The sequence below is a fragment of the Kiloniella antarctica genome (assembly GCF_042682825.1).
In the GTDB taxonomy this organism is placed as follows: domain Bacteria; phylum Pseudomonadota; class Alphaproteobacteria; order Kiloniellales; family Kiloniellaceae; genus Kiloniella; species Kiloniella antarctica.
Genome location: NZ_JBHUII010000013.1, coordinates 504,028 through 523,465, shown reverse-complemented (window position 1 = coordinate 523,465; position 19,438 = coordinate 504,028). Strand labels below are relative to the sequence as shown.

The following is a 19,438-nucleotide window of genomic DNA, read 5'->3' as shown; positions in this document are numbered from 1 at the left end:
GGAGATAGTGATACAGCTTCTGCTGATATTGATCTCGGTGGTAACCTTACCTTCAAAGATGATGGTCCATCAGCTGTTGATGATACAGATTGTGTTCAAGTCGTTGTTGGTGGTCTGCCGCCGCAAAATATCGCTTTTGTTGTTGATGAGAGTGGTTCTGTTGGCCGTACGAACTATGAGACACAAATTGATGGTGTTCGGACCTTTATGAACAGCCTCGTTACACAGGGAGATCCTTCTGAGTTGGCGCTTTCCTTGGTGACGTTCGGGTCGGATGCTGAAGATTACGGTACCTTCGTCTATAAAGATGATGGTAATGGGGTCTTGGATCTGGATGACTTTGTTCGTGTTAATAATGATGGCACGCTTTCTTCCGACACATTGGATGATACTCTTATTGTGGTTCGGGCTGATTATGATAATGGCGGTTCGACGAATTATGATGCAGGGATGCAATCACTGTTTGGTACAGATTCTGAATACATGGACAATCCTGTGTCAGGTCTTTCTGGAGCAGAAAATCGCCTCTATTTCATTAGTGATGGTGGCCCGAATGCTTCAAACACGAGTAACTCTTCTGAAATTGATACGGATATTGCAACTGCAATCACAACCAACAATATTCAAGTTACCGGGATAGGTGTCGGGACCAGCTCTTCAGTTGAAGGTGGCTTGGAAGATTACTTCCTTAATGAAGGTGGAACTGATGCAAGTAATCCATCAATTCCTGCAAGTCAGTATAGCTTTGTCTCTGTGCCGAATTTTGCCGATCTTGCTGATGTTCTGGATGGAACGGCTGGTTCAGCTCCTGTTGCAACGGGTAACGTTGTTACGGGTACGGATGTTGCTGGTGGTGATACGAATGTTACTGATGGTAACGCTGATACCATGGGTGCTGATGGATTTGGTTCTATCTCTTGGTTCGGTGCAACTGGGACGACAGTTGTTGGTGATTACGGTACGTTGACAGTAGATGCCGATGGTAACTACAGCTATGCACTTGATTATACAAACCCAGCCGTAACAGGTCTGCCTCTTGGGCAAACTCTTCCTGAAACATTTGATTACACTGTAACAGATGGTGATGGTGATACGGATACTGCAACTTTGACGCTTGCGATTAAAGGTGCAGATCATGATGTAACAATCACAGATCTTACTCCGCAAATCTCTGGTGGTGATGTTGTTGTCGATGAAGATGATCTTGCTGATGGGAGTGACGATACTCCTGAACCAACCACGGTCATTGGCGATTTTACAATTTCCGCTGTTGATGGTCTCGGCTGTATCATTATCAAAGGGCAACCAGCTGCACCTTACGAGTTCACGGAAGCTGAATTATTAAATTCTGGAACGATTAATCTGGAAGTTATTACTGAGCTTGGCAATACTCTCACAATTACGGGTTATAACCCGACAACAGGTGTTGTGAGCTACAGCTATGAACTAGGAGATAATGAAGCCCACGCTCCTGGTGCAGATGCATTGTTTGATAATATCGCCCTGACATTGAAAGATACGGATGGGGATAGTGTAGATGCAACTCTCTCGGTTCAGATCGTTGATGATGCTCCAACGGCGGTTGATGATGGAACTTTTGCTGTTGCAGAAGATGGATCTGTAAATATCAATGTACTTGTCAACGATACGGCTGGTGCAGATGGTGTTGATCCTGACACAGGCGTTAGCCTGACAACGGGTGCGACAAAAGGTACTGTTACTGAGAATGCAGATGGTACGTTCACTTATCTTGCAAATGCAGGTGCGGTAGGATCAGACAGCTTTACTTATACCATTACGGATAGTGATGGTGATACATCAACAGCAACGGTAACACTTGAAATTGCAGCTGACAGTACGCCAGTTGTGACTTCTACCAGTGGTACTGTTGAAGAGGCAGCTCTCTCAGATGGTAGTAATCCGAGTAGTGATGCCGAAAGCACAACTGGTAGTCTGACGATTACGACAGGTGGTGATGCTCTTCAGACTGTTGAAGTTCAAGATGACTCTGGTAACTGGGTTGATGTGACTGGTGGCGGTACTGTAACAGGTGAACATGGTGATCTTGTTGTGAGTGAAGATGCAGGTAGCTATACCTGGACCTACACACTAAGTGATAACACACTTGATCATTCTGACACTTCCACAACGGATGGCGATAGCGATCGTGGTGCGGCTGATACTGTCCCAGATAACTTTGGTGTTCGTGTTACAGATAATGACGGTGATGTTTCATCTACTGGAACGATTGCGATCAACATCGAAGATGACGGTCCAACCGCTGTTGCTGATAGTGTCGCTGTCGATGAAGGAAGTGTTACGCTTCAGCCACAGAACATTGGTGTTGTTATGGACTTCAGTGGATCTGTGAATGGTACAGAACGCGCTGCTGAAGTTGACAGTGTCAAAGCATTTGCCCAAACGTTGTTTAATGGTAATCCGAATGTAACTATTTCAATTGTTGCCTTTGATGATAATGCTGGGACTGTAGGGGTCTTTACTGATCTTGCATCGTTAAATGCGGCGATGGATGCAGCAAAAGATGGCACTTTCACTGATCCGAAAGATGGAAGTTATTCTGGCGGATCTGTGACTGATTTTGAAGCTGGTATTGAAGAACTCTTCAGCAACAGTAATGGTGCTGGATACTCAGAACAGCCGGGTGCAAATAATCAGATCTTCTTCCTGAGTGACGGAAATCGAAATGATGGTGCTTCTACACTCTCAAGTTCCAATGTCGTTCTGGATAACAATGGTAAAGCGTTGTTGGCCAGCGGAGCGATTGAGCTAACAGCCGTTGCTATTGGCAGTGGTATTAACACTCAAACTTTCGAAGATTTCTTTGGTACAGCAATCGTTGATGCGCCAACTGAAGTGGTGACCAGTGGGTTTGCTGGCTTAGCCGATGCCTTGAATGGCTCTGTCAATAATGGCGGATCTGCAACGGGTAATTTGCTAACGAATGACACGGCTGGCGCAGACGGTTTTGCTGCAGTTGCTATTACACAGGTCGTGCATAACAGTGTTACTTATGAAGATACTGATAATGATGGTGTGATTACAATTGCAACGACCAAAGAAGGCGGCACGTTGGAAATCAATACTGCAACGGGTGAGTACAGTTACACAGCTCCATCCAGTGTTGATCAAACCGAAGTTGAGAACTTTACCTATACTGTCGTGGATGGTGATGGTGATCAATCAACGGCCAACTTGGAAGTAACAATTAATGATCTTCCTGATCCATTAAGTGCGGTAGATGATCAAGTTATTACCAATATTACATCTGGTGATATTGATATCCCTGATTGGGTACTGACACAGAATGACGGGGGCAGTAGTGCCCGTGACATTAGTGGCGTTAGTAATGCAACAGGTGGAACAACATCACATGATGGAGCGTCTGATGTCACAACGTTTACCTTGCCGGATATTGGGTTTGGACTTGAGTATACAACTGTAACAGAAGCGGCTAACGATGCTTACAATAATCCATTGAATGATACGAGAGGAACTGCCGTCAATTTGACTGATCGTTCCCAATGGGGCCCTGTTACTGATGGTAACGCTGTGAATGTGAAGAATGCAGCTTTGCCAAGTATTCTCTTTAAAGGAGACATTGATAACAAAGATTCAGGAAATAATCGCGATTATGATTATGTTGCTGTTAGTCTTCTTGCAGGCGAAAAACTGATCCTTGATATTGATAATGGTCGGGGAGGCAATCAAAATGTTGATACATGGCTTCGCCTCTATGATGCTTCCGGTAATGAGTTGGCCGAGAATGATGACTCTGCGATCACAAATGGTGGAGCTGGTTCAACTGATGGTCGGGATTCGTATCTTGAGTATACGGCCTCTTCGGATGGAACATATTACGTCCGTGTAGAATCATATGATCGCAATGATGATGGTGATTACGATCTCTGGCTTTCTGTTGATAACAGTGGCGTAAGTACGCCAGCAACAGGCTTTGATTATACTGTTGCAGACGGCGCAGATAGTGATGATGCTTCTGTTGTGATCAGTACTGTTGATAGCCTGACGCTGACAGGTACTGATGATGGGGAAATCCTGATCGGTGGTTCTTTGGCTGATATTATCAATGCCGGTGGTGGTGATGATATCCTGATCGGTGGTGCTGGTGCGAATGTTCTGACTGGTGGCACAGGTGCTGATACCTTTGTCCTCAGTGATACAAGTGGCGTTGATGTTGTGACGGACTTCAATGGTTCAGGGGATGATGGAACTGGAGATGTTCTGAACCTGCACGACCTTCTGGTTGAAGTCGGGCTTGACCAAGCCGCGATTGATGGTCTGAATGATGGAAACATCAATGATTACGTTCACCTGGACTCTACTGCTGGTGTCACGACTGTGTCTGTATCATCTGATGGTAATAGTTTCACTACAGTTGCAACACTGAGCGGTGTTGGTGATAGTGAAATCGTCAAAGTCCAAGTTGATGAAGATCACATTCTTAATATGACAACGTTCTAAGAAGAGCGGTTATTATAAAAAAAAGGGCGCCTTTCGGGGCGCCCTTTTTTGTTCTGTGTGTGTCTCGTCTTGAAATAAATTTAAGGCATGGACAAAATGTTGAAATTTAATGGCAAAGAAAAAGCCCCAACCAATGTGGAGGGGCTTAAAATAGATAAAATTTTAAGAGTGAAATTTATACTGAAAACGCAACTTCACAGTTTTGTAAATAACGCTCTTTTTATAAATTTGTCAGGGCGTCGTCGTCGTCTTGTTGTTTTTCCATTTGCTCTTTTGCTTTTTCGTCGGCAAGAATTTTTTCCATGGTGTTTGCAAGCTTGACGGTCGCATCTTTGAGCGAAGACAGTGGCATGATCAGGGTACCTGTGGATTCAGATATCAGTTTTCCTGCGTTGGCTGGGTCGCGCACAATTTGGCGCAGTTCAATGCGCACGTTGCCGTTGACTACTGTGATAGAGCCTATGCCATCGGTAAATACGTGTTCCATGCCGCTAAAATCCTTAAACAATAATGGTTACAATTAATTCCTACACATTGTTTCAGCATTGCTTGTGTAGGGCCTATTCGTTGCTCTTTGCTACTATAGTAAAAATCAATTGTAACCATTATCTGAAAGCGGAGCAATCGTTCAGCAGGTCCTAAAAGAAGGATCCTATGAGGTTCGCTTTAGTTTAAGGAGAGTATGAGATCTCCGAGAAGTTGCAATTTTGTGCGCTCCGAAGGTTTTCCTTTTTCTTTAAGGAAACGTTTCTCCGATGAAGTTATTGCTTCTTTTGAGGCTGTACGAGGTTTTTCTCTCAGATAACCCTCTTTTGATAGCAGTGCCGCGATGGTTTGCTGTGGAAGGGCAGAGGCTTTACTCCCCGCTGCGGGTAATGTTCCTGTATCCCATAAAAAATCAAGTTTCCCGATACTGGACTTGATGTCGGGTTTGGGGGTGCCGGGGTGAAAGCGCAGGGCATTTAAGGCACCAACATAATCGTTAACGCCACGAGTGTCGGTTTCAAATCCAATTACATTGATGCCTACGATGGAAAATTTATTTTGATCATAGAGCAAGAGAGGAGAGCCGCTATCGCCTTTTTGTAAGAAGCAACGATGAGCAATGCCGTCTGTACGTTTGAAATGTCCCGGTGGGCGGCAATTAAAATCGACAGTTTGGGCATTTGATGCACCTGCGCGGTAACCCGAGCTGATTAATACAGCTTTACGTGCATTAATACGGCTTTTGACGTCCTTGGTTAAAGCCGATAGTTGAAGCCATCCTGTCTGGGTGCCGATGGGGTCCGTAAGCTCTAACAGTGCCCAGTCGGTTTCAGTGTTGCGGGCTGAGGCCTCGTTCTTTGGTTTATAACCTGTTGATTTTTTATAGGATTTAACCTTGGAGTGGATCTTGTACTCATCGAACTGATACCCGGCGATAAAGTGTAACTCCTGCGGCGCGAGCCATCGGCCAGTCTTGGCGTCATAGATACAGTGCGCGGCAGTAAGGACATGACGCTCACTTACCATAGCCCCAGTACAGTGGGCGCGCCCCGCAGCATTGAGACGCCCGATCGTGCTCCACGGGTATTCCATCGCATTGACGAGCATACGCTTTTGCGCGGCAAGTTTTTGTGATGCCTGGGCGACCGAGATTAATCCCTGCCCTCCGGTTAAAGCGCTTCCCACAGTAATGAAAATCAGCCCAAGGACGGCGGCGTGTAAAGTCGTTAAATCACGCCAAGACATGGAATGCGCCCTTTATACTCGTTACTTGAAGAGTATTAAACCCAGATACTTATTGTTGACCCAAACTTATTGTTGAATAGAGGCAATAAGCTTTTCCCCTTCGACTGAGTTTACCACAGACCTCAGTGCATTGATAACTCTGCTGTCGTAGCGATCGTCGTTGTCATCCAGAATTTCAAGCGCACGCTCAGGGTCCAGACCGTGACGATAAGAACGTGGTTCAATCCGGGCACAGAAAACGTCACAGGCCCCAAGAATGCGAGCTGTCACAAGAATTTCATCACCAGAAAGTCCTTTAGGATACCCTTTGCCATCAAGACGCTCGTGCATTTGCATAATGGTCTCAAGTACAGGCAGGTCAAAGTCGATCCCACGCAAGAGTTGCTGTGTATTTTCTGGGTGCTTTTGAATAAGAGCAACTTCTTCGGGTGTAAGGCGTTCAGGTTTGTTCAAAATGTGCCGGGGGATTGCGAGTTTACCAATTTGGGAAAGGTTGGAGGAAACTTCGAGTGTTGCTATTTCAACCTCTGTGAGGTTCATGCGTTTACCAACCATAAGCGCAAAAAGGGAAACCCGGCGAGAGTGGCCCCCCAAATATGGGTCGCGCAACTCAACGGCCCGAACAAGGGCAACAACCATCTGTTTGACGGCTTTTTCTTTTTTACGCTGTTCTTCAACAATCTCTGTGACATCACGGAAGACTGAAACAATACCAGAGACCTGATTGTCTTCACCAACAAAGGGTACTTTACTGATTTGCAAATGGTGCTCTTTGTTATTGAGAAACACGCGTTCGTTGGTGGTAATCGCACCGCCGTCAGAAATGGCACGCTGGTCAGATATGGACATTCTAGCTGCCGTACCTGTCCCGAAGATTGCGGCGTCGTCCATGCCAACTATTTCTTCTTCGTCGCGGCCAACCCCTGCGGCAAAGGCCGGATTGACATATCTATAACTACCATCAACGGCTTTCAGTCCGATGAAATCAGCAATAGAACCGTTGATTTTGTCCAAAAGCTGTTTTTGGGCATGAATACGGTTTGCGAGTTCCTTGAACTGTTTTGCCAGTGCGCCATTGTGCTCACTGTTGAGACGCCACCAGAAGGCAAGGAAAACGGCCCCGACGATCAAGACGACAAGCCCTGCGAATAAAAAGGCTATGTTTCTAAATTCATCCAGATTTTTTTCAGCTTGTGCTTGATCGATTTCCTGGAAAATCCATAAATGCTTGCCTAAGAGTTTGGCCCCGACTGAGTAAACCTCAGCACCATTTCCATTAATACTTGGGCGCAGTGCAAAGGTAAAAGGGCTTTCATCTTCAGACACGGTGTCGGATTTGATTTTCATACTTTTGATCAAGAGAGGATCTTTAGGCACAATTTCCTGATAGCCAGTTCCCGTCATCTGGACCATACGCGTGGTTTCACCTGTCTCAGAAAGAGCGCGTTGGGACAGAAATTCACCGAACTTAGTTGTGACAGGGAAGGTCAGGAGCATTAATCCGACAGGTTCTTCCTGATCGGCTTCAGATTGAGCCGGGAGAACGGGTAGCAACAAATCCATGACAAGTCCTGTCGCATCTTTTCGGACGGGGCCAAAGGTTACTTCTTTACGACCGAAGGCGGATAGTGCGAGCTGTTTTTGCTGCAGGGTAACTGGTTCCGAACCCCCGCTGGTAAGGTATGCAATACCGGTTTTACCAAAGAGGTAACTGGCAGTGAAGTCACTGTTTATGGTGAAGTCAGTTAAAACACGTTCCATGAATGGGAGTTGTTCAAACAAGGAAACGCCGAGACTGGAATCTGGATCTTCGTCAGGGGTAGGGGGAACAATCTGGGTGAAGTCACCTCCGGCGAGGTCAACTTCATAAGCAAAAAGGCGAAAGAGTTCATTTGTAACCAATCGATCAGATTGGGCGCGAATGGAATCAAGCCATGTCTGGATCAGCTCGCTTCTTCCTGTCGCAAGAATTTCCAGGCGATCTTCCACCTTGGCAAGGACATCGTCTTTTCTGTCTTCGATAATCAATCCGGGGATGATTATTGAAAGAAGAATGAGCGCACCAATAACCAACGCTGCTGTAACCATTGTTCGTTTGTTTGCTGGTCGTGCAGAAGTCGCCATATTATTAATGGCATGGAATTCGAATTTTTCTTTGCCGTTCTTCTTCATGTTCTCCGCTCTTTCCCCCTAAATATTCCCTGGTCCCTGAGTTTTCCTGGTTCCTAAATCGTCTTTGGATCCAAGTCTTCTTTCTGGGAGAATCCATCTTGCTCGTTATCTTACTTGATATGTGCCCAACGTGTCGTTGCATTCATTGAATATTGGGGCAGATAGTGTCGGTATTTCTTATGAGTGAGTATTAAGTTGGATAGACTGTCTAAAATTAAGATATCGTTCTTTTCATAAATTGCCAGTACTGCGTGTCCAATTCCACGGATACTATCCTTTAAGATAACAATCCGCATCTCGCTATCTTTAAAGCCTAGTTGTTGTAGAGCATAATATTTTGCAATTGAATAATCTTCGCAATCGCCTGAGGTACGCATGAATTGGTTTGGTGACGCCCAATATTCACTAACACCATAAACTTCGCTATCGAGTTTATAGGGCCATCTGTTAAAAAACTTATTAACTGTGTCCAACTTTTGGCGCCGAGACATGTTTTGTGCCGAATTTATAATTTTACGCCAAGAGTTCTGCTGTGCCGTTTTGCAATTAGCGGCATTACTTACGCAGGCATTAAAGGATCTTATTTCGGTTTTTGCTTTTTTTAGGACCCTTGCCCATTGTGGCAAAGCCTTAAAAGATTTGGATCTGAATTCTACGGTGTTGAAGAGCGCAGTGCCTTTGCCTTTTGCCGCGTTTGCTAGATCACCAAGGGATTGGGCGTGAACCGTCGTAATTGGCACCGTGTTCATCAGAACCGATACCAAAGAACTTGCTAAGGTTATTCTGCGTAATGTCGCCTTGTTAAGGCTAAAATGCTTCAACGGATTAAATCTATCAACAGGTCGCTCACGCTCGCCTAAATTAAACAAAAAACACAATCTATAAAATGACAAGTAACCGCTTAATAGAGTGTTAATTTTTAAGTAAAGAAGGGTTTAATTTTATCACGTTCACGTTGTATTGATTACGTTGAAGCTAATCGGTGATAAATGAATTAAGGCGTGCCTTATCTTTAAAGCACGCCTTAATAAAAACGAGGATGTTGTTATTTCTCACGCATCGCAGAATCGCGTGCTTTCAGAATTGGCTTTAAGAGATAGTCCATCACGGTTTTCTTGCCGGTGAGAATCTCTACATTGGCTGTCATACCAGGGATGATTTCGAGTTCTTTGCCTTTACTAACAATTTTATTATCTTCTGTACGAAGATAAACCCGATAGAAGCTTTCGCCTTCTTCATCTTTAATGGTACTTGCAGAAATTCTTTCTAGTTTTCCTTTTAACCCACCATAGATGGAAAAATCATAAGCCGTAACTTTGATAGTTGCTTCTTGTCCCTGACGGAGAAAGGCACGATCCGATGGGCGAATCTTGGCTTCGACAATAAGAGTGTCATCCAAGGGCACGATTTCAACGATATCTTCGCCACCACGGATAACACCACCAACGGTGTTTCGTTTAAGTTCTTTAATGGTCCCGCGTACGGGAGATTTTACATCGGTACGTCGTACTGTATCAGCACCAGCTTCGATGCTCTCTGTTATGGACTTTAACTCTGAACGCGCCCGATTGAGTTGGTCTGATACCTCTGCTTTGGTGGTCAGAACCATTTCTTCAATACGTTGTCTGGCTTCTAGAACGGCGCCATCCAGACGAGGTAAACTCACACGAAGAGTTTTGATTTCGCCTTCGAGATCTGCAATTTGCCGATCGATCCGTATAAGTTCAAGACGAGGGGAGATCCCTTTATCCACCAATGGTTTGGTGATGTCGCGTTCTTGTTTCGCAAGCCCGAGTGAATTTCGAAGTTGCCCAATACGGCTTTTAACCTCAGAAATTTCTTGTTTACGTTGGCGGGCCTGATTTTCGAGAACCTTGATTTGCGCTTCTTGTTGACCAATTCGGGCATTGTACAACGAGATCTGATCGGCAACTTCATCCGGGGCTGCTGTAATTTGCTCTTCTGTGTACTCCAACGGGGTGCCGTCTAATTCAGCAGTCAAGCGGGCGACTGTTGTGGTCAAAATAATTTTTTGACTTTTAGAATCCCTGTAATTGGCTGTCGCTGCGGAGTTATCAATGCGTACAAGTATATCCCCTTTGCCGACAATATCCCCTTCCTGCACTAGAATTTCGGAAATAATACCGCCCTCTAGATTTTGGATGATTTGGGTTTTCTGTGCGGGAATGAAAGTTCCTTCGCCACGCGTAACTTCATCAAGCTCGGCCATGGTTGCCCATATGCCGAATACCAAGAAAAACAAGAAAGCGGTGAAGGTCAGTACGTAGGCTATCCGGCGCCCCTTACGGAGGGTCGCAGAGTGAAGATCCGGCATAAAAAGTAGATCTTCGTCCTTTTTCGACATGGAAGACATGGTGGGCCTTTTCCTAATATCTTAGACATATGCGGATATCTTAGGCAGATATGATGTCTTATTATAAATTAGCAGTTCAAAAGAGAACACGAGTGACTTTGTAAAGTAGGCATCTAATCCGCGTTGGCGCGAATTTGACCTTGTTTCAAAGCTTCAAGTACTTCAGCTTTCGGTCCGTCGGCTACAATGCGTCCGCTATCGACAATCACCAGTCGATCCACCAAACTAAGGAGCGAACTCCGGTGGGTAACAAGTATTAATGTCTTACCGGGAACAACCTTGGACAAGCGAGCTTTAAATGCTGCTTCGGACGAATTATCCATACCGCTGGTTGGTTCATCCAAAAGTAAAATAGGTGGATCAAGCAGCATAGCTCTGGCGATAACCACAGATTGTCTCTGCCCTCCAGAAAGTGACATGCCACGCTCACCAACCTGGAGATCAAATCCATGAGGATGGGTTTTGAGGAAGTCGGTTACCCCGGCGATAGATGCTGCACGAAGGACCGTTTGATCGTCAATATGTGGCGCGCCAAATGCAATGTTCTCTTTTACAGATCCAAAGAAAAGATAGTTATCTTGTGAAACGTAGCCGATATTTCTACGCAAATCAGCCGGATCAATTTGGCGGATATCAGTCCCATCTGCGAGTACAGAGCCTTCGTCCGGATCATAAAGACCCAAACACAAACGTGCGATTGTTGATTTTCCTGAGCCAATACGACCGAGAACACCGACACGTTCACCAGGTTTGATCTTAAGAGATACGTTGTCTAAGGCTTTGATCTCTTGCCCTGGATAATTGAAGGTAACTTTCTTCAACTCCATCTCACCGCTTAATCGTGGACGATGGAGGTAAGTTTTGTCGACGGAACGTTCAACATCTGCTGACATAATATTGTCGAGGGATTTTAAAGCGACACGAGATTGCTGTAATCTTGTCAACATCCCTGCGATGGTGCCGAGTGGGGCTAATGCCCGGCCACTGAGCATTGTTGAAGCAACCAACGCACCCATGGTCATCTCTTTTTCGATGATCAGGAATACCCCAACAATAACCACGACGACAGTTGTCATCTGAATAGCCAGCTGGGCAAAAGTTGTTGATATGCCAGATAGCAATTTGGCTTTACCTGCTGATTCAGCAGTCAGTCCGACAAATCTTTCCCATGATCGTTGAATACGACCTTCGGCGGCTGTTGTTTTAATCGTTTCGAGACCATCAATGGTTTCCACCAAAAGAGCGTGTTTTTGACTGGATTCTTTGTGAGTTTTCTCGACCACTTTACGTAAAGGGATCTGAAGGAAAACGCCGACGAGGATAACCAAGGGCACAACAACCAGTGGTACTGCAGCAATTTGTGGTGCCGCAACGATAGAGATGATCCAGATAAAGAGGAAAATAAATGGTAAGTCGATGAGGGCTACAAGAGTTCCTGAGGTAAAGAAATCCCGAAGTGATTCGAACTCTCTGAGGTTGTTGGCCATAGCTCCTGTTGATGGAGGCTTGTTTGAGAGTTTCATTGCCATTAACTGTTCAAGCAGTCGACTGGCGATAATAACGTCGGCATTCTTGCCTGCGACATCGACCAAATAGGTTCGCAGGTTCTTCATGATAAATTCAAAAGAAAATACAGTTGCAACACCAATTGCGAGAACGACCAATGTAGCACTGGCTCCATTAGGGACAACGCGGTCATAAACGTTCATAATGAACAAGGGGCTTGCGATTGCAAACATGTTGATCAGGATTGATGCCAACATGACATGGCTGTAAATAGGCCAAAATTTTATAAGTGTTCCCCAAAACCAGGCTTTTGGCTTTTTAAGCTGAATATCTGAAGCTCGGGAATCAAATTTATATTCTGTTCGGGCAAATATTGCGTAGCCAGTGAATTGCTCTTGTAATTCCTCAAGAGGGAGTTCTTTTTGCCCTCGTCCTTCAGGGATGGCAATTATGGCCTTTCCCGATTTTGTATAATTTAAAAGAATACAAGAGCCACCGTGTTTTAGAAGTAATATGCAGGGCAAGGTTACAGGTTGAATTTCCTGAATAGTGGAGCGGCGTACTGTGCGGGCTGTTAGACCAGCACGCTCTGCTGCCCTGACGGCTAAGTCTGGAGTAAATTGCGCCTCGCTATGGGGGAGGCCGGCTTTGAGCGCTTCTACGGATATAGGTCGAGACATCATGGATGCGAGCATGTACACGCATTCCAGAAGCGGATCTTCAAAATTTACTGATCCTGGATCAATTTGCCATTCTGCTTTGGGCGGTATCGCGCCATCAATTATTTCGGATGCTTTGAGAGCGGTAGCTTTTTGCTCTTCTTTGGAACCTTTGGCACCATCCTTAGGTAGGTTCGCTGTGTTCTTAGAATTCATTATACCCCCGTGTCCCCCGATTTACCCAGGCATCCTACGGGAGTGCAGGGACCTAGCTTTAACATTGATATATTAGACTAACCTAAATAGTAATCTTAACCTTGACGGTTTAAGGTTAACGAATAGTTGAATACACGTCTTCTTTCTTCCTAAAATGAGAATAATAGTATTTATTTCAGGAATTAAGCATAAAGTTAGGCAGGAATAACATCCTTTTTCCTTCATAACATAAATCTCAATGAAGGCCAAAAAAACATGTTTAATTATTTGTTAATTTACCAAATTATCCCAAAACCTGAATTCTGATGTTCAGACTTTGGGATAGCGGCACTGGAAACAGATGGGAGTTACTGAATGCTGCTAATTGCGTATTAGTTGGCTACTGTACTGTAGCCTCTTTGAGGTAAGCCAAAAGATCCTCGATTTGCGTTTCTTTTTTTAGACCTCCAAAAGACATTTTGGTTTTGGGAACAAATTTTTTGGGCTTGGCCAGGAATTGGGTCAGGTTATCTTCAGTCCATATAACTTCGGCAGCCTGCATTGCCTTGGAATACTTATACCCTGCAATACTTGCAGAAGGGCGCCCAATAATACCGCTGAGATCCGGGCCGATTTTGTTTTTTCCAATAGTATGGCAAGCTTTGCATTTGTTGAACACTTTTTTACCTGCGACAGGATCTCCAGCAAGAGCTGCTCCCGAAGCCAGTGGAAGTGTTAAAGACAAGCCCAGCACGAGATATTTAATTTTGGATTTTATTCCTGTCGACATAATTTTCTACTCCTGTTCGCTCAGTTTATTTTAAGTACTTCTTATTAAGGCCTATTTCTTTAACACGAGGCCTACATAAAAAGGTCTATTTGAAGAAGTTACAGTGGAGAGAAAATGAATGGTTGTCTCCATCATCTCGCGAACAAGTGATAGTTTGAGAATAAACGTTATTAAAATTCGGACACAAAAAAACCGGGACAAACCCGGCTTTTCTTGTCCTCGAAAAAGAGATCAGCTGTTTTCTTTGAGATAAGCGATCAGATCTTCGATTTGTTTTGGTTTTTTCAAACCACCAAAAGACATTTTTGTCTTAGGGATAAATTTCTTTGGTTTTGTCAGGAATTCGGTGAGGTTTTCTTCCGTCCATGTTAAGCCAGAATCTTGCATGGCGGATGAATATTTATAGCCCTCTGTAGTGGCGGCAGCTTTACCTATAATAGCATGAAGGTTAGGGCCGATCTTGTTCTTACCACCCGCATCTACGGTATGGCAGGCTTTACATTTCTTAAATACTTTGGCTCCCGCGGTAGCATCGCCTGCTTGTGCTGCACCTAGGTTAAGACTGAAACCAACGGCTAGTCCTAAGATTAATTTGGGGATCACTTTGGCAACTTTCGCCATAATAACTCTCTCCTGAGTTGTTGATGCTACTTTGCTTTCACAAATAAATTAACATCAAGAAAATGAAAAAATAGCTAACCATAATACCAGATCCTAGTTTGCCATCTTGGCGTAGCATAAGACTATTTATCTGGTCTTAACCTTGATTCAGCTCAACTTTATCGATCTTTTCACACTATTCACGTTAAATTTCGTCTATCGCGCTGTAATGTCGCACTATTGCTTCGAAGGATTTGAGTGTGCTCTCCAAATCTAAGAAGCTGTCGACCACGGCATCGGGGTGAAGTGCTCGCGCCGCATCCGTTCCATATCCATGAGTGAATAGAATGGATGGAATACTTGCATTTTGTGCGGCAAGAACATCGTTTACACCGTCACCCAACATGATTGCTTGATCTGCTTTAACGCCAATTTCTTGGAGTAAGAAAAGGATATGATCTGCATATGGTTTTTTTATTGGGTAACTATCCCCACCAACAGCTTTTTCAAAAATCTCATTGAGTTCAAAAATATTCATGAGTTCTTGTGTCGGTGCAATAGGTTTGTTGGTACAAATTACCAAACGCCATCCTTGAGTTTTTAGCTTTTCAAGGGTCTCTCGTGCATGAGGGTACAGATGTGTATCAACAACGAGATTGTGGTCATATATATCAAGAAACTTTACGACCTTTTCTTTTAAGTCGGTTTCGGGAAGAGCAGTGCCCGTGGCTGCATATCCACGTTCAACGAGCTTGGCTGCGCCATCTCCGATCATGGCCGTGACTTCTGCAAGGTCAGGTTCTCTTCGCCCTTCACTTTTAAGTAATTTTTGTAAGGAGAGGGCAAGGTCAGGGGCACTATTAATGAGTGTGCCATCAAGATCAAATACCAGAACGTTGCGCTTTGACATTATAATATAAACCAGACAGTCATAATAAATTAAGAGAGTTAGAAGCTAAACAGGCTGGTTTTAAGGCGCAAGGAATGAATAGGGCCTTTGTCTGTAAAAGTTATGAAACAAACGGTAATATTTTGTAACACATAGTAATAATTGGTGATTTGAGAGGAAAATAGCTTTGTGGCACTTTTCATAACCCATGAACTCGACATTAATTTGTCTAATTCTTTCCCGAGTATTTGTTGTAATGGTTGATCACGCGGAAACTAGCAGGTAAGCACAGAGTTTATCTTCGTGAACCGTGACCCTTGAGGACCAATGAGTAAACGTAAATTAGCTGTAATCGTTCTGGCCGCAGGTCAGGGTACGCGTATGAAGTCCAAAATGCCTAAGGTTCTCCATGCCTTGGCAGGAAAATCTATGCTTTCTCATGTGCTCAGCGGTGTTGAGAAACTCAATCCCGAGCGGATTGTTGTGGTCGTTGGCCCTGGCGCTAAGGCCGTAGAGTTGGCTGCAAAACCTCATAATACTGTTGTCCAAACCGACCGTTTGGGGACAGGGCATGCGGTGAAGCAGGCCTTTGGCGCACTTGGAGGTTTTTGTTCTGAAGGTGACGCGGCTGATATTATGGTGATATTTGGCGACACGCCTCTCATCAAAACGCAAACCTACGAACATATGGTCGATCTTAGACGATCAAATGATGGGCCAAAGTTGCTGGGACTTGCTTTCAGACCTGCCGAACCCGGACGTTACGGGCGCGTGAAACAAGACGCGCAAGGGCACGTTGTTGGTATTATTGAACACGCGGATGCAAGCGACGCAGAAAAAGCAATAGAGCTTTGTAATGCGGGCATTCTTTTAGGGGATGGTCCAACGGTTTATCGACTGATCAACCAATTGGATAATAATAACGCTCAGGGCGAATACTATCTTCCTGTGATCTTCGATTTTGCCTATGCTGAAGGGCTGGATACCCGGGCCGTTGAGGCGAGCGAAGAAGAGGTCATGGGGATCAACTCGCGCCAGGAATTGGCTGGAGCAGAGTTGGTTTTACAAAAGCGGTTACGTGCAGACGCCATGGCACAAGGGGTGACATTAATTGACCCGGCGACCACTTGGCTTTCGGTTGATACTAAATTTGGCCGAGATATCATCATAGAGCCTTCGGTTTTCATTGGCCCGAATGTAGAGATTGCAGACGATGCGACCATCAAAGCTTTTAGCCATATTGAAGGAGCTAAGATCGGAGAAGCTGCGATCATCGGCCCTTATGCAAGATTACGCTCTGGGACCGTTATAGGGCAGGGTGGCAAAGTCGGGAACTTTGTTGAAACCAAAAATGCGATCCTCGGCGAAGGCGCCAAGGCCAATCATTTGAGTTACATCGGTGATGCCGAGGTTGGGGCTAAGGCCAATATTGGAGCGGGCACAATCACGTGTAATTACGATGGTTTTAACAAATGGAAAACCACAATCGGTGAAGGTGCTTTTATTGGCTCAAACACGGCATTGGTTGCGCCAGTTGATATTGGCGCGGGTGCTATCGTTGGTGCGGGCAGTACTGTTACCAAGTCTGTCGCCGATGATGCTCTTGCGGTTGTTAGAGGACGACTGCTTGACAAAGCGGGCGCGGGCGCAAGTTTTCGTGCTGGTCGTAAGAAAATCAAAGAACAGAAATCAAACCAAAATAACGAAAATAATAAAGGCTAAAAGCTATGTGTGGAATTATTGGTATTATCGGCACTAAGCCTGTTGTTCCTTTGTTGTTGGATGGTTTGAAACGCCTGGAGTATCGCGGCTATGATTCTGCGGGGATCGCAACGTTGGTCGACGGCGGGCTGGAACGCCGTCGTGCTCAGGGCAAACTGATTAATCTGCAAAATCGGGTTGAAGAAGAGCCGTTAAGCGGCATGACTGGCATCGGGCATACCCGTTGGGCAACACATGGTCGCCCAAATGAAGTGAATGCTCACCCCCATGCCAGTGATCTTGTTTCGTTGGTTCATAACGGCATTATTGAAAATTTTCAGGAACTTCGTGCTGAGTTGGATGCTAAAGGACAAACCTTTACGACGGAGACGGATACTGAAGTCGTTGTTCATTTGATTTCAAGCTATCTGCGTGATGGTTTGTCACCTGAAGATGCTGTGCACACGACCCTTAAGCGCCTAGAAGGTGCCTTTGCATTGGCGATTGTCTTTGCCGGTCGTGAGGATTTGATGATCGGTGCCCGCCGAGGAAGTCCGCTTGCCGTTGGTTATGGTGACGGGGAAATGTATCTGGGCTCTGACGCTCTTTCCCTGTCTCATCTGACTGATCGAATTTGTTATCTTGAAGAAGGTGACTGGGTTGTTCTGGATAATGATGGTGCGACGATCCGCGATTTGGAAGGTAAGTTGCTGAACCGTGAAGTGATCCAAACGGCTGTGTCTGGTGCGATGGTAGGTAAGGGGCAATATCGCCATTTTATGCAAAAAGAAATTTTTGAACAGCCTGCGGTTATTGGGGATACCTTACATACGTTCTTTAACCCCTTGGCTCGGACTATTCAGCTACCTGAGTTTCCATTTGATCTTGCCGATATTTCTAGATTGACGATTGTTGGTTGTGGGACGGCATCGTTAGCTGGAATGGTGGCGAAATATTGGCTTGAGCAAGAAGCACGTCAGTTGGTTGAAGTGGATATTGCTTCCGAGTTTCGTTACCGTGAAGCGCCCCTTCCAGAAAAAGGGGTAAGTCTGTTTATCTCTCAATCGGGAGAGACCATTGATACGCTGGCGGCCCTTCGTTATGCGAAGTCTCAGGGGCAAAAAATTGTCTCTATCGTCAATGTTCCAGAATCTACCATTGCCCGTGAATCAGATATGGTGTTGCCAACATTAGCGGGTCCTGAGATCGGCGTGGCCTCGACCAAAGCCTTTACCACGCAACTTACTGTGCTTGCTTGTCTGGCAATCGGTATTGGTCGCGCGAAAGGCACGATTAGCGCGGAACGTGAAGCTGAACTTTCAACAGCGCTTACAGAAATTCCTGCACGTGTTGCTGAACTGCTTAATACTGATGATACCATACGTAAGATTGCAGCGGACGTTAGCGAAGCGCGGGATGTTCTCTATCTCGGGCGTGGTAATCTCTATCCTATGGCGATGGAAGGGGCGCTTAAGCTCAAGGAAATTAGCTATATCCATGCTGAAGGTTACGCCGCAGGTGAAATGAAGCACGGTCCCATTGCGTTGATCGATGAAAATGTTCCGGTGATTGCGTGCGCTCCAAGTGGACCTCTGATGGAGAAAACGATCTCCAACCTACAAGAGGTTCATGCCCGGGGCGGTCAGATCATTCTGTTCTCTGACAAAGAAGGCATTGAACGCGCGGGTGATATTGCCAAGCATGTGGTCGTTCTACCAAAGGTAGATCCCTTTGTTGCGCCTATCTTGTATGCGTTGCCTATCCAGTTGTTGGCCTACCACACCGCCGTCATCAAGGGCACCGACGTGGACCAGCCGAGAAACCTTGCGAAGTCGGTGACAGTTGAGTAGATGGTGATGGAAAATATCTCAGTTATTCGAGCTGATGAAAGTAATGTTCAAGAAGCTGCTGGTCTTTTTGATCTTTATCGTCAGTTTTATGGGCAGAAATCAGCTATAGAATCTTGCACAGAATATTTGCAAGAACGCCAAAGGTTAGATGAATCCACGGTATTTTTTGCAAAAGACACTAATGGAAATGTCCTTGGGTTTACACAGCTTTATCCAGCTTTTTCATCTATTTCATTACGTCGAGATCTCGTCCTAAATGACTTGTTTGTCTTGGAAAAAGCACGAGGAAGAGGCATCGCTCGTAAGCTTCTACAAGCAGCTAAAGAGCATGCTCAAAAAGTGAACTCGAAAGGGCTTCTTCTTGAAACTGATATTTTAAATGCCAACGCCCAAGCGTTATACGAATCTTTTGGGTTTGAGAGAATAACGGATCATTATTTTTACTACCTGAATGTGTAAAGTATAGGACGG

13 protein-coding genes are annotated in these 19,438 nt (G+C 45.1%); 4 read left to right on the top strand and 9 right to left on the bottom strand.

What is annotated here, in order from left to right; all coding sequences use genetic code 11:
* Positions 1-4,500 (top strand): beta strand repeat-containing protein (locus tag ACFSKO_RS21020; RefSeq protein ID WP_380255411.1); only part of this gene is annotated, 4,500 nt, incomplete at its 5' end.
* 220 nt (positions 4,501-4,720) lie between these two features.
* Here ACFSKO_RS21020 and ACFSKO_RS21015 read toward each other — a convergent pair.
* The 9 genes from ACFSKO_RS21015 to ACFSKO_RS20975 all read right to left on the bottom strand — a co-directional run bounded on the left by ACFSKO_RS21015 (position 4,721) and on the right by ACFSKO_RS20975 (position 15,437).
* Complete coding sequence (locus tag ACFSKO_RS21015; RefSeq protein ID WP_380255409.1) at positions 4,721-4,987, bottom strand: hypothetical protein; 267 nt, start codon at positions 4,985-4,987, stop codon at positions 4,721-4,723.
* 179 nt (positions 4,988-5,166) lie between these two features.
* Positions 5,167-6,231 (bottom strand): trypsin-like serine peptidase, encoded by a 1,065-nt coding sequence (locus tag ACFSKO_RS21010; protein ID WP_380255407.1) that lies wholly within the window; start codon positions 6,229-6,231, stop codon positions 5,167-5,169.
* Between the two features lie 66 nt (positions 6,232-6,297).
* Positions 6,298-8,403 (bottom strand): HD-GYP domain-containing protein, encoded by a 2,106-nt coding sequence (locus ACFSKO_RS21005; protein WP_380255405.1) that lies wholly within the window; start codon positions 8,401-8,403, stop codon positions 6,298-6,300.
* Between the two features lie 110 nt (positions 8,404-8,513).
* The gene (locus ACFSKO_RS21000) at positions 8,514-9,152 is read right to left on the bottom strand and encodes a transglutaminase-like cysteine peptidase (RefSeq protein WP_380255403.1); all 639 of its coding nucleotides are present in this window, start codon (positions 9,150-9,152) and stop codon (positions 8,514-8,516) included.
* A 296-nt stretch (positions 9,153-9,448) separates the two neighbouring features.
* Positions 9,449-10,777, bottom strand: coding sequence for an HlyD family type I secretion periplasmic adaptor subunit (locus ACFSKO_RS20995; RefSeq protein WP_380255401.1), 1,329 nt, complete (start codon positions 10,775-10,777; stop codon positions 9,449-9,451).
* 113 nt (positions 10,778-10,890) lie between these two features.
* Positions 10,891-13,158, bottom strand: coding sequence for a type I secretion system permease/ATPase (locus tag ACFSKO_RS20990; RefSeq protein ID WP_380255399.1), 2,268 nt, complete (start codon positions 13,156-13,158; stop codon positions 10,891-10,893).
* A gap of 379 nt (positions 13,159-13,537) precedes the next feature.
* Complete coding sequence (locus ACFSKO_RS20985) at positions 13,538-13,927, bottom strand: c-type cytochrome (RefSeq protein ID WP_380255397.1); 390 nt, start codon at positions 13,925-13,927, stop codon at positions 13,538-13,540.
* Positions 13,928-14,158: 231 nt separating this feature from the next.
* Entirely contained in the window at positions 14,159-14,548 is a 390-nt protein-coding gene (locus tag ACFSKO_RS20980) for a c-type cytochrome (protein WP_380255395.1), read from the bottom strand.
* Positions 14,549-14,732: 184 nt separating this feature from the next.
* Positions 14,733-15,437 carry an HAD-IA family hydrolase gene (locus ACFSKO_RS20975; protein ID WP_380255393.1) on the bottom strand — a complete coding sequence of 235 codons (705 nt, stop codon included), beginning with the start codon at positions 15,435-15,437 and terminating at the stop codon, positions 14,733-14,735.
* Positions 15,438-15,743: 306 nt separating this feature from the next.
* Between ACFSKO_RS20975 and glmU the strand changes: the two genes are divergently transcribed.
* Genes glmU through ACFSKO_RS20960 form a run of 3 tightly spaced genes read left to right on the top strand, consistent with a single transcriptional unit; the run spans position 15,744 to position 19,426 of the window.
* A complete protein-coding gene (gene glmU / locus ACFSKO_RS20970; protein WP_380255391.1) occupies positions 15,744-17,138 on the top strand; it encodes a bifunctional UDP-N-acetylglucosamine diphosphorylase/glucosamine-1-phosphate N-acetyltransferase GlmU in 1,395 nt (464 codons plus the stop codon).
* A 5-nt stretch (positions 17,139-17,143) separates the two neighbouring features.
* A complete protein-coding gene (glmS, locus tag ACFSKO_RS20965; protein WP_380255389.1) occupies positions 17,144-18,967 on the top strand; it encodes a glutamine--fructose-6-phosphate transaminase (isomerizing) in 1,824 nt (607 codons plus the stop codon).
* 6 nt (positions 18,968-18,973) lie between these two features.
* The gene (locus ACFSKO_RS20960) at positions 18,974-19,426 is read left to right on the top strand and encodes a GNAT family N-acetyltransferase (RefSeq protein WP_380255387.1); all 453 of its coding nucleotides are present in this window, start codon (positions 18,974-18,976) and stop codon (positions 19,424-19,426) included.
* The last annotated feature ends 12 nt before the right edge of the window (positions 19,427-19,438 follow it).

Bases quoted from the DNA above. Each gene is read 5' to 3' on its own strand.
- ACFSKO_RS21015 (WP_380255409.1), bottom strand. From the start codon at position 4,987: ATGGAACACGTATTTACCGATGGCATAGGCTCTATCACAGTAGTCAAC.
- ACFSKO_RS21010 (WP_380255407.1), bottom strand. From the start codon at position 6,231: ATGTCTTGGCGTGATTTAACGACTTTACACGCCGCCGTCCTTGGGCTG.
- ACFSKO_RS21005 (WP_380255405.1), bottom strand. From the start codon at position 8,403: ATGAAGAAGAACGGCAAAGAAAAATTCGAATTCCATGCCATTAATAAT.
- ACFSKO_RS21000 (WP_380255403.1), bottom strand. From the start codon at position 9,152: ATGAACACGGTGCCAATTACGACGGTTCACGCCCAATCCCTTGGTGAT.
- ACFSKO_RS20995 (WP_380255401.1), bottom strand. From the start codon at position 10,777: ATGTCTTCCATGTCGAAAAAGGACGAAGATCTACTTTTTATGCCGGAT.
- ACFSKO_RS20990 (WP_380255399.1), bottom strand. From the start codon at position 13,158: ATGAATTCTAAGAACACAGCGAACCTACCTAAGGATGGTGCCAAAGGT.
- ACFSKO_RS20985 (WP_380255397.1), bottom strand. From the start codon at position 13,927: ATGTCGACAGGAATAAAATCCAAAATTAAATATCTCGTGCTGGGCTTG.
- ACFSKO_RS20980 (WP_380255395.1), bottom strand. From the start codon at position 14,548: ATGGCGAAAGTTGCCAAAGTGATCCCCAAATTAATCTTAGGACTAGCC.
- ACFSKO_RS20975 (WP_380255393.1), bottom strand. From the start codon at position 15,437: ATGTCAAAGCGCAACGTTCTGGTATTTGATCTTGATGGCACACTCATT.
- glmU (WP_380255391.1), top strand. From the start codon at position 15,744: ATGAGTAAACGTAAATTAGCTGTAATCGTTCTGGCCGCAGGTCAGGGT.
- glmS (WP_380255389.1), top strand. From the start codon at position 17,144: ATGTGTGGAATTATTGGTATTATCGGCACTAAGCCTGTTGTTCCTTTG.
- ACFSKO_RS20960 (WP_380255387.1), top strand. From the start codon at position 18,974: ATGGAAAATATCTCAGTTATTCGAGCTGATGAAAGTAATGTTCAAGAA.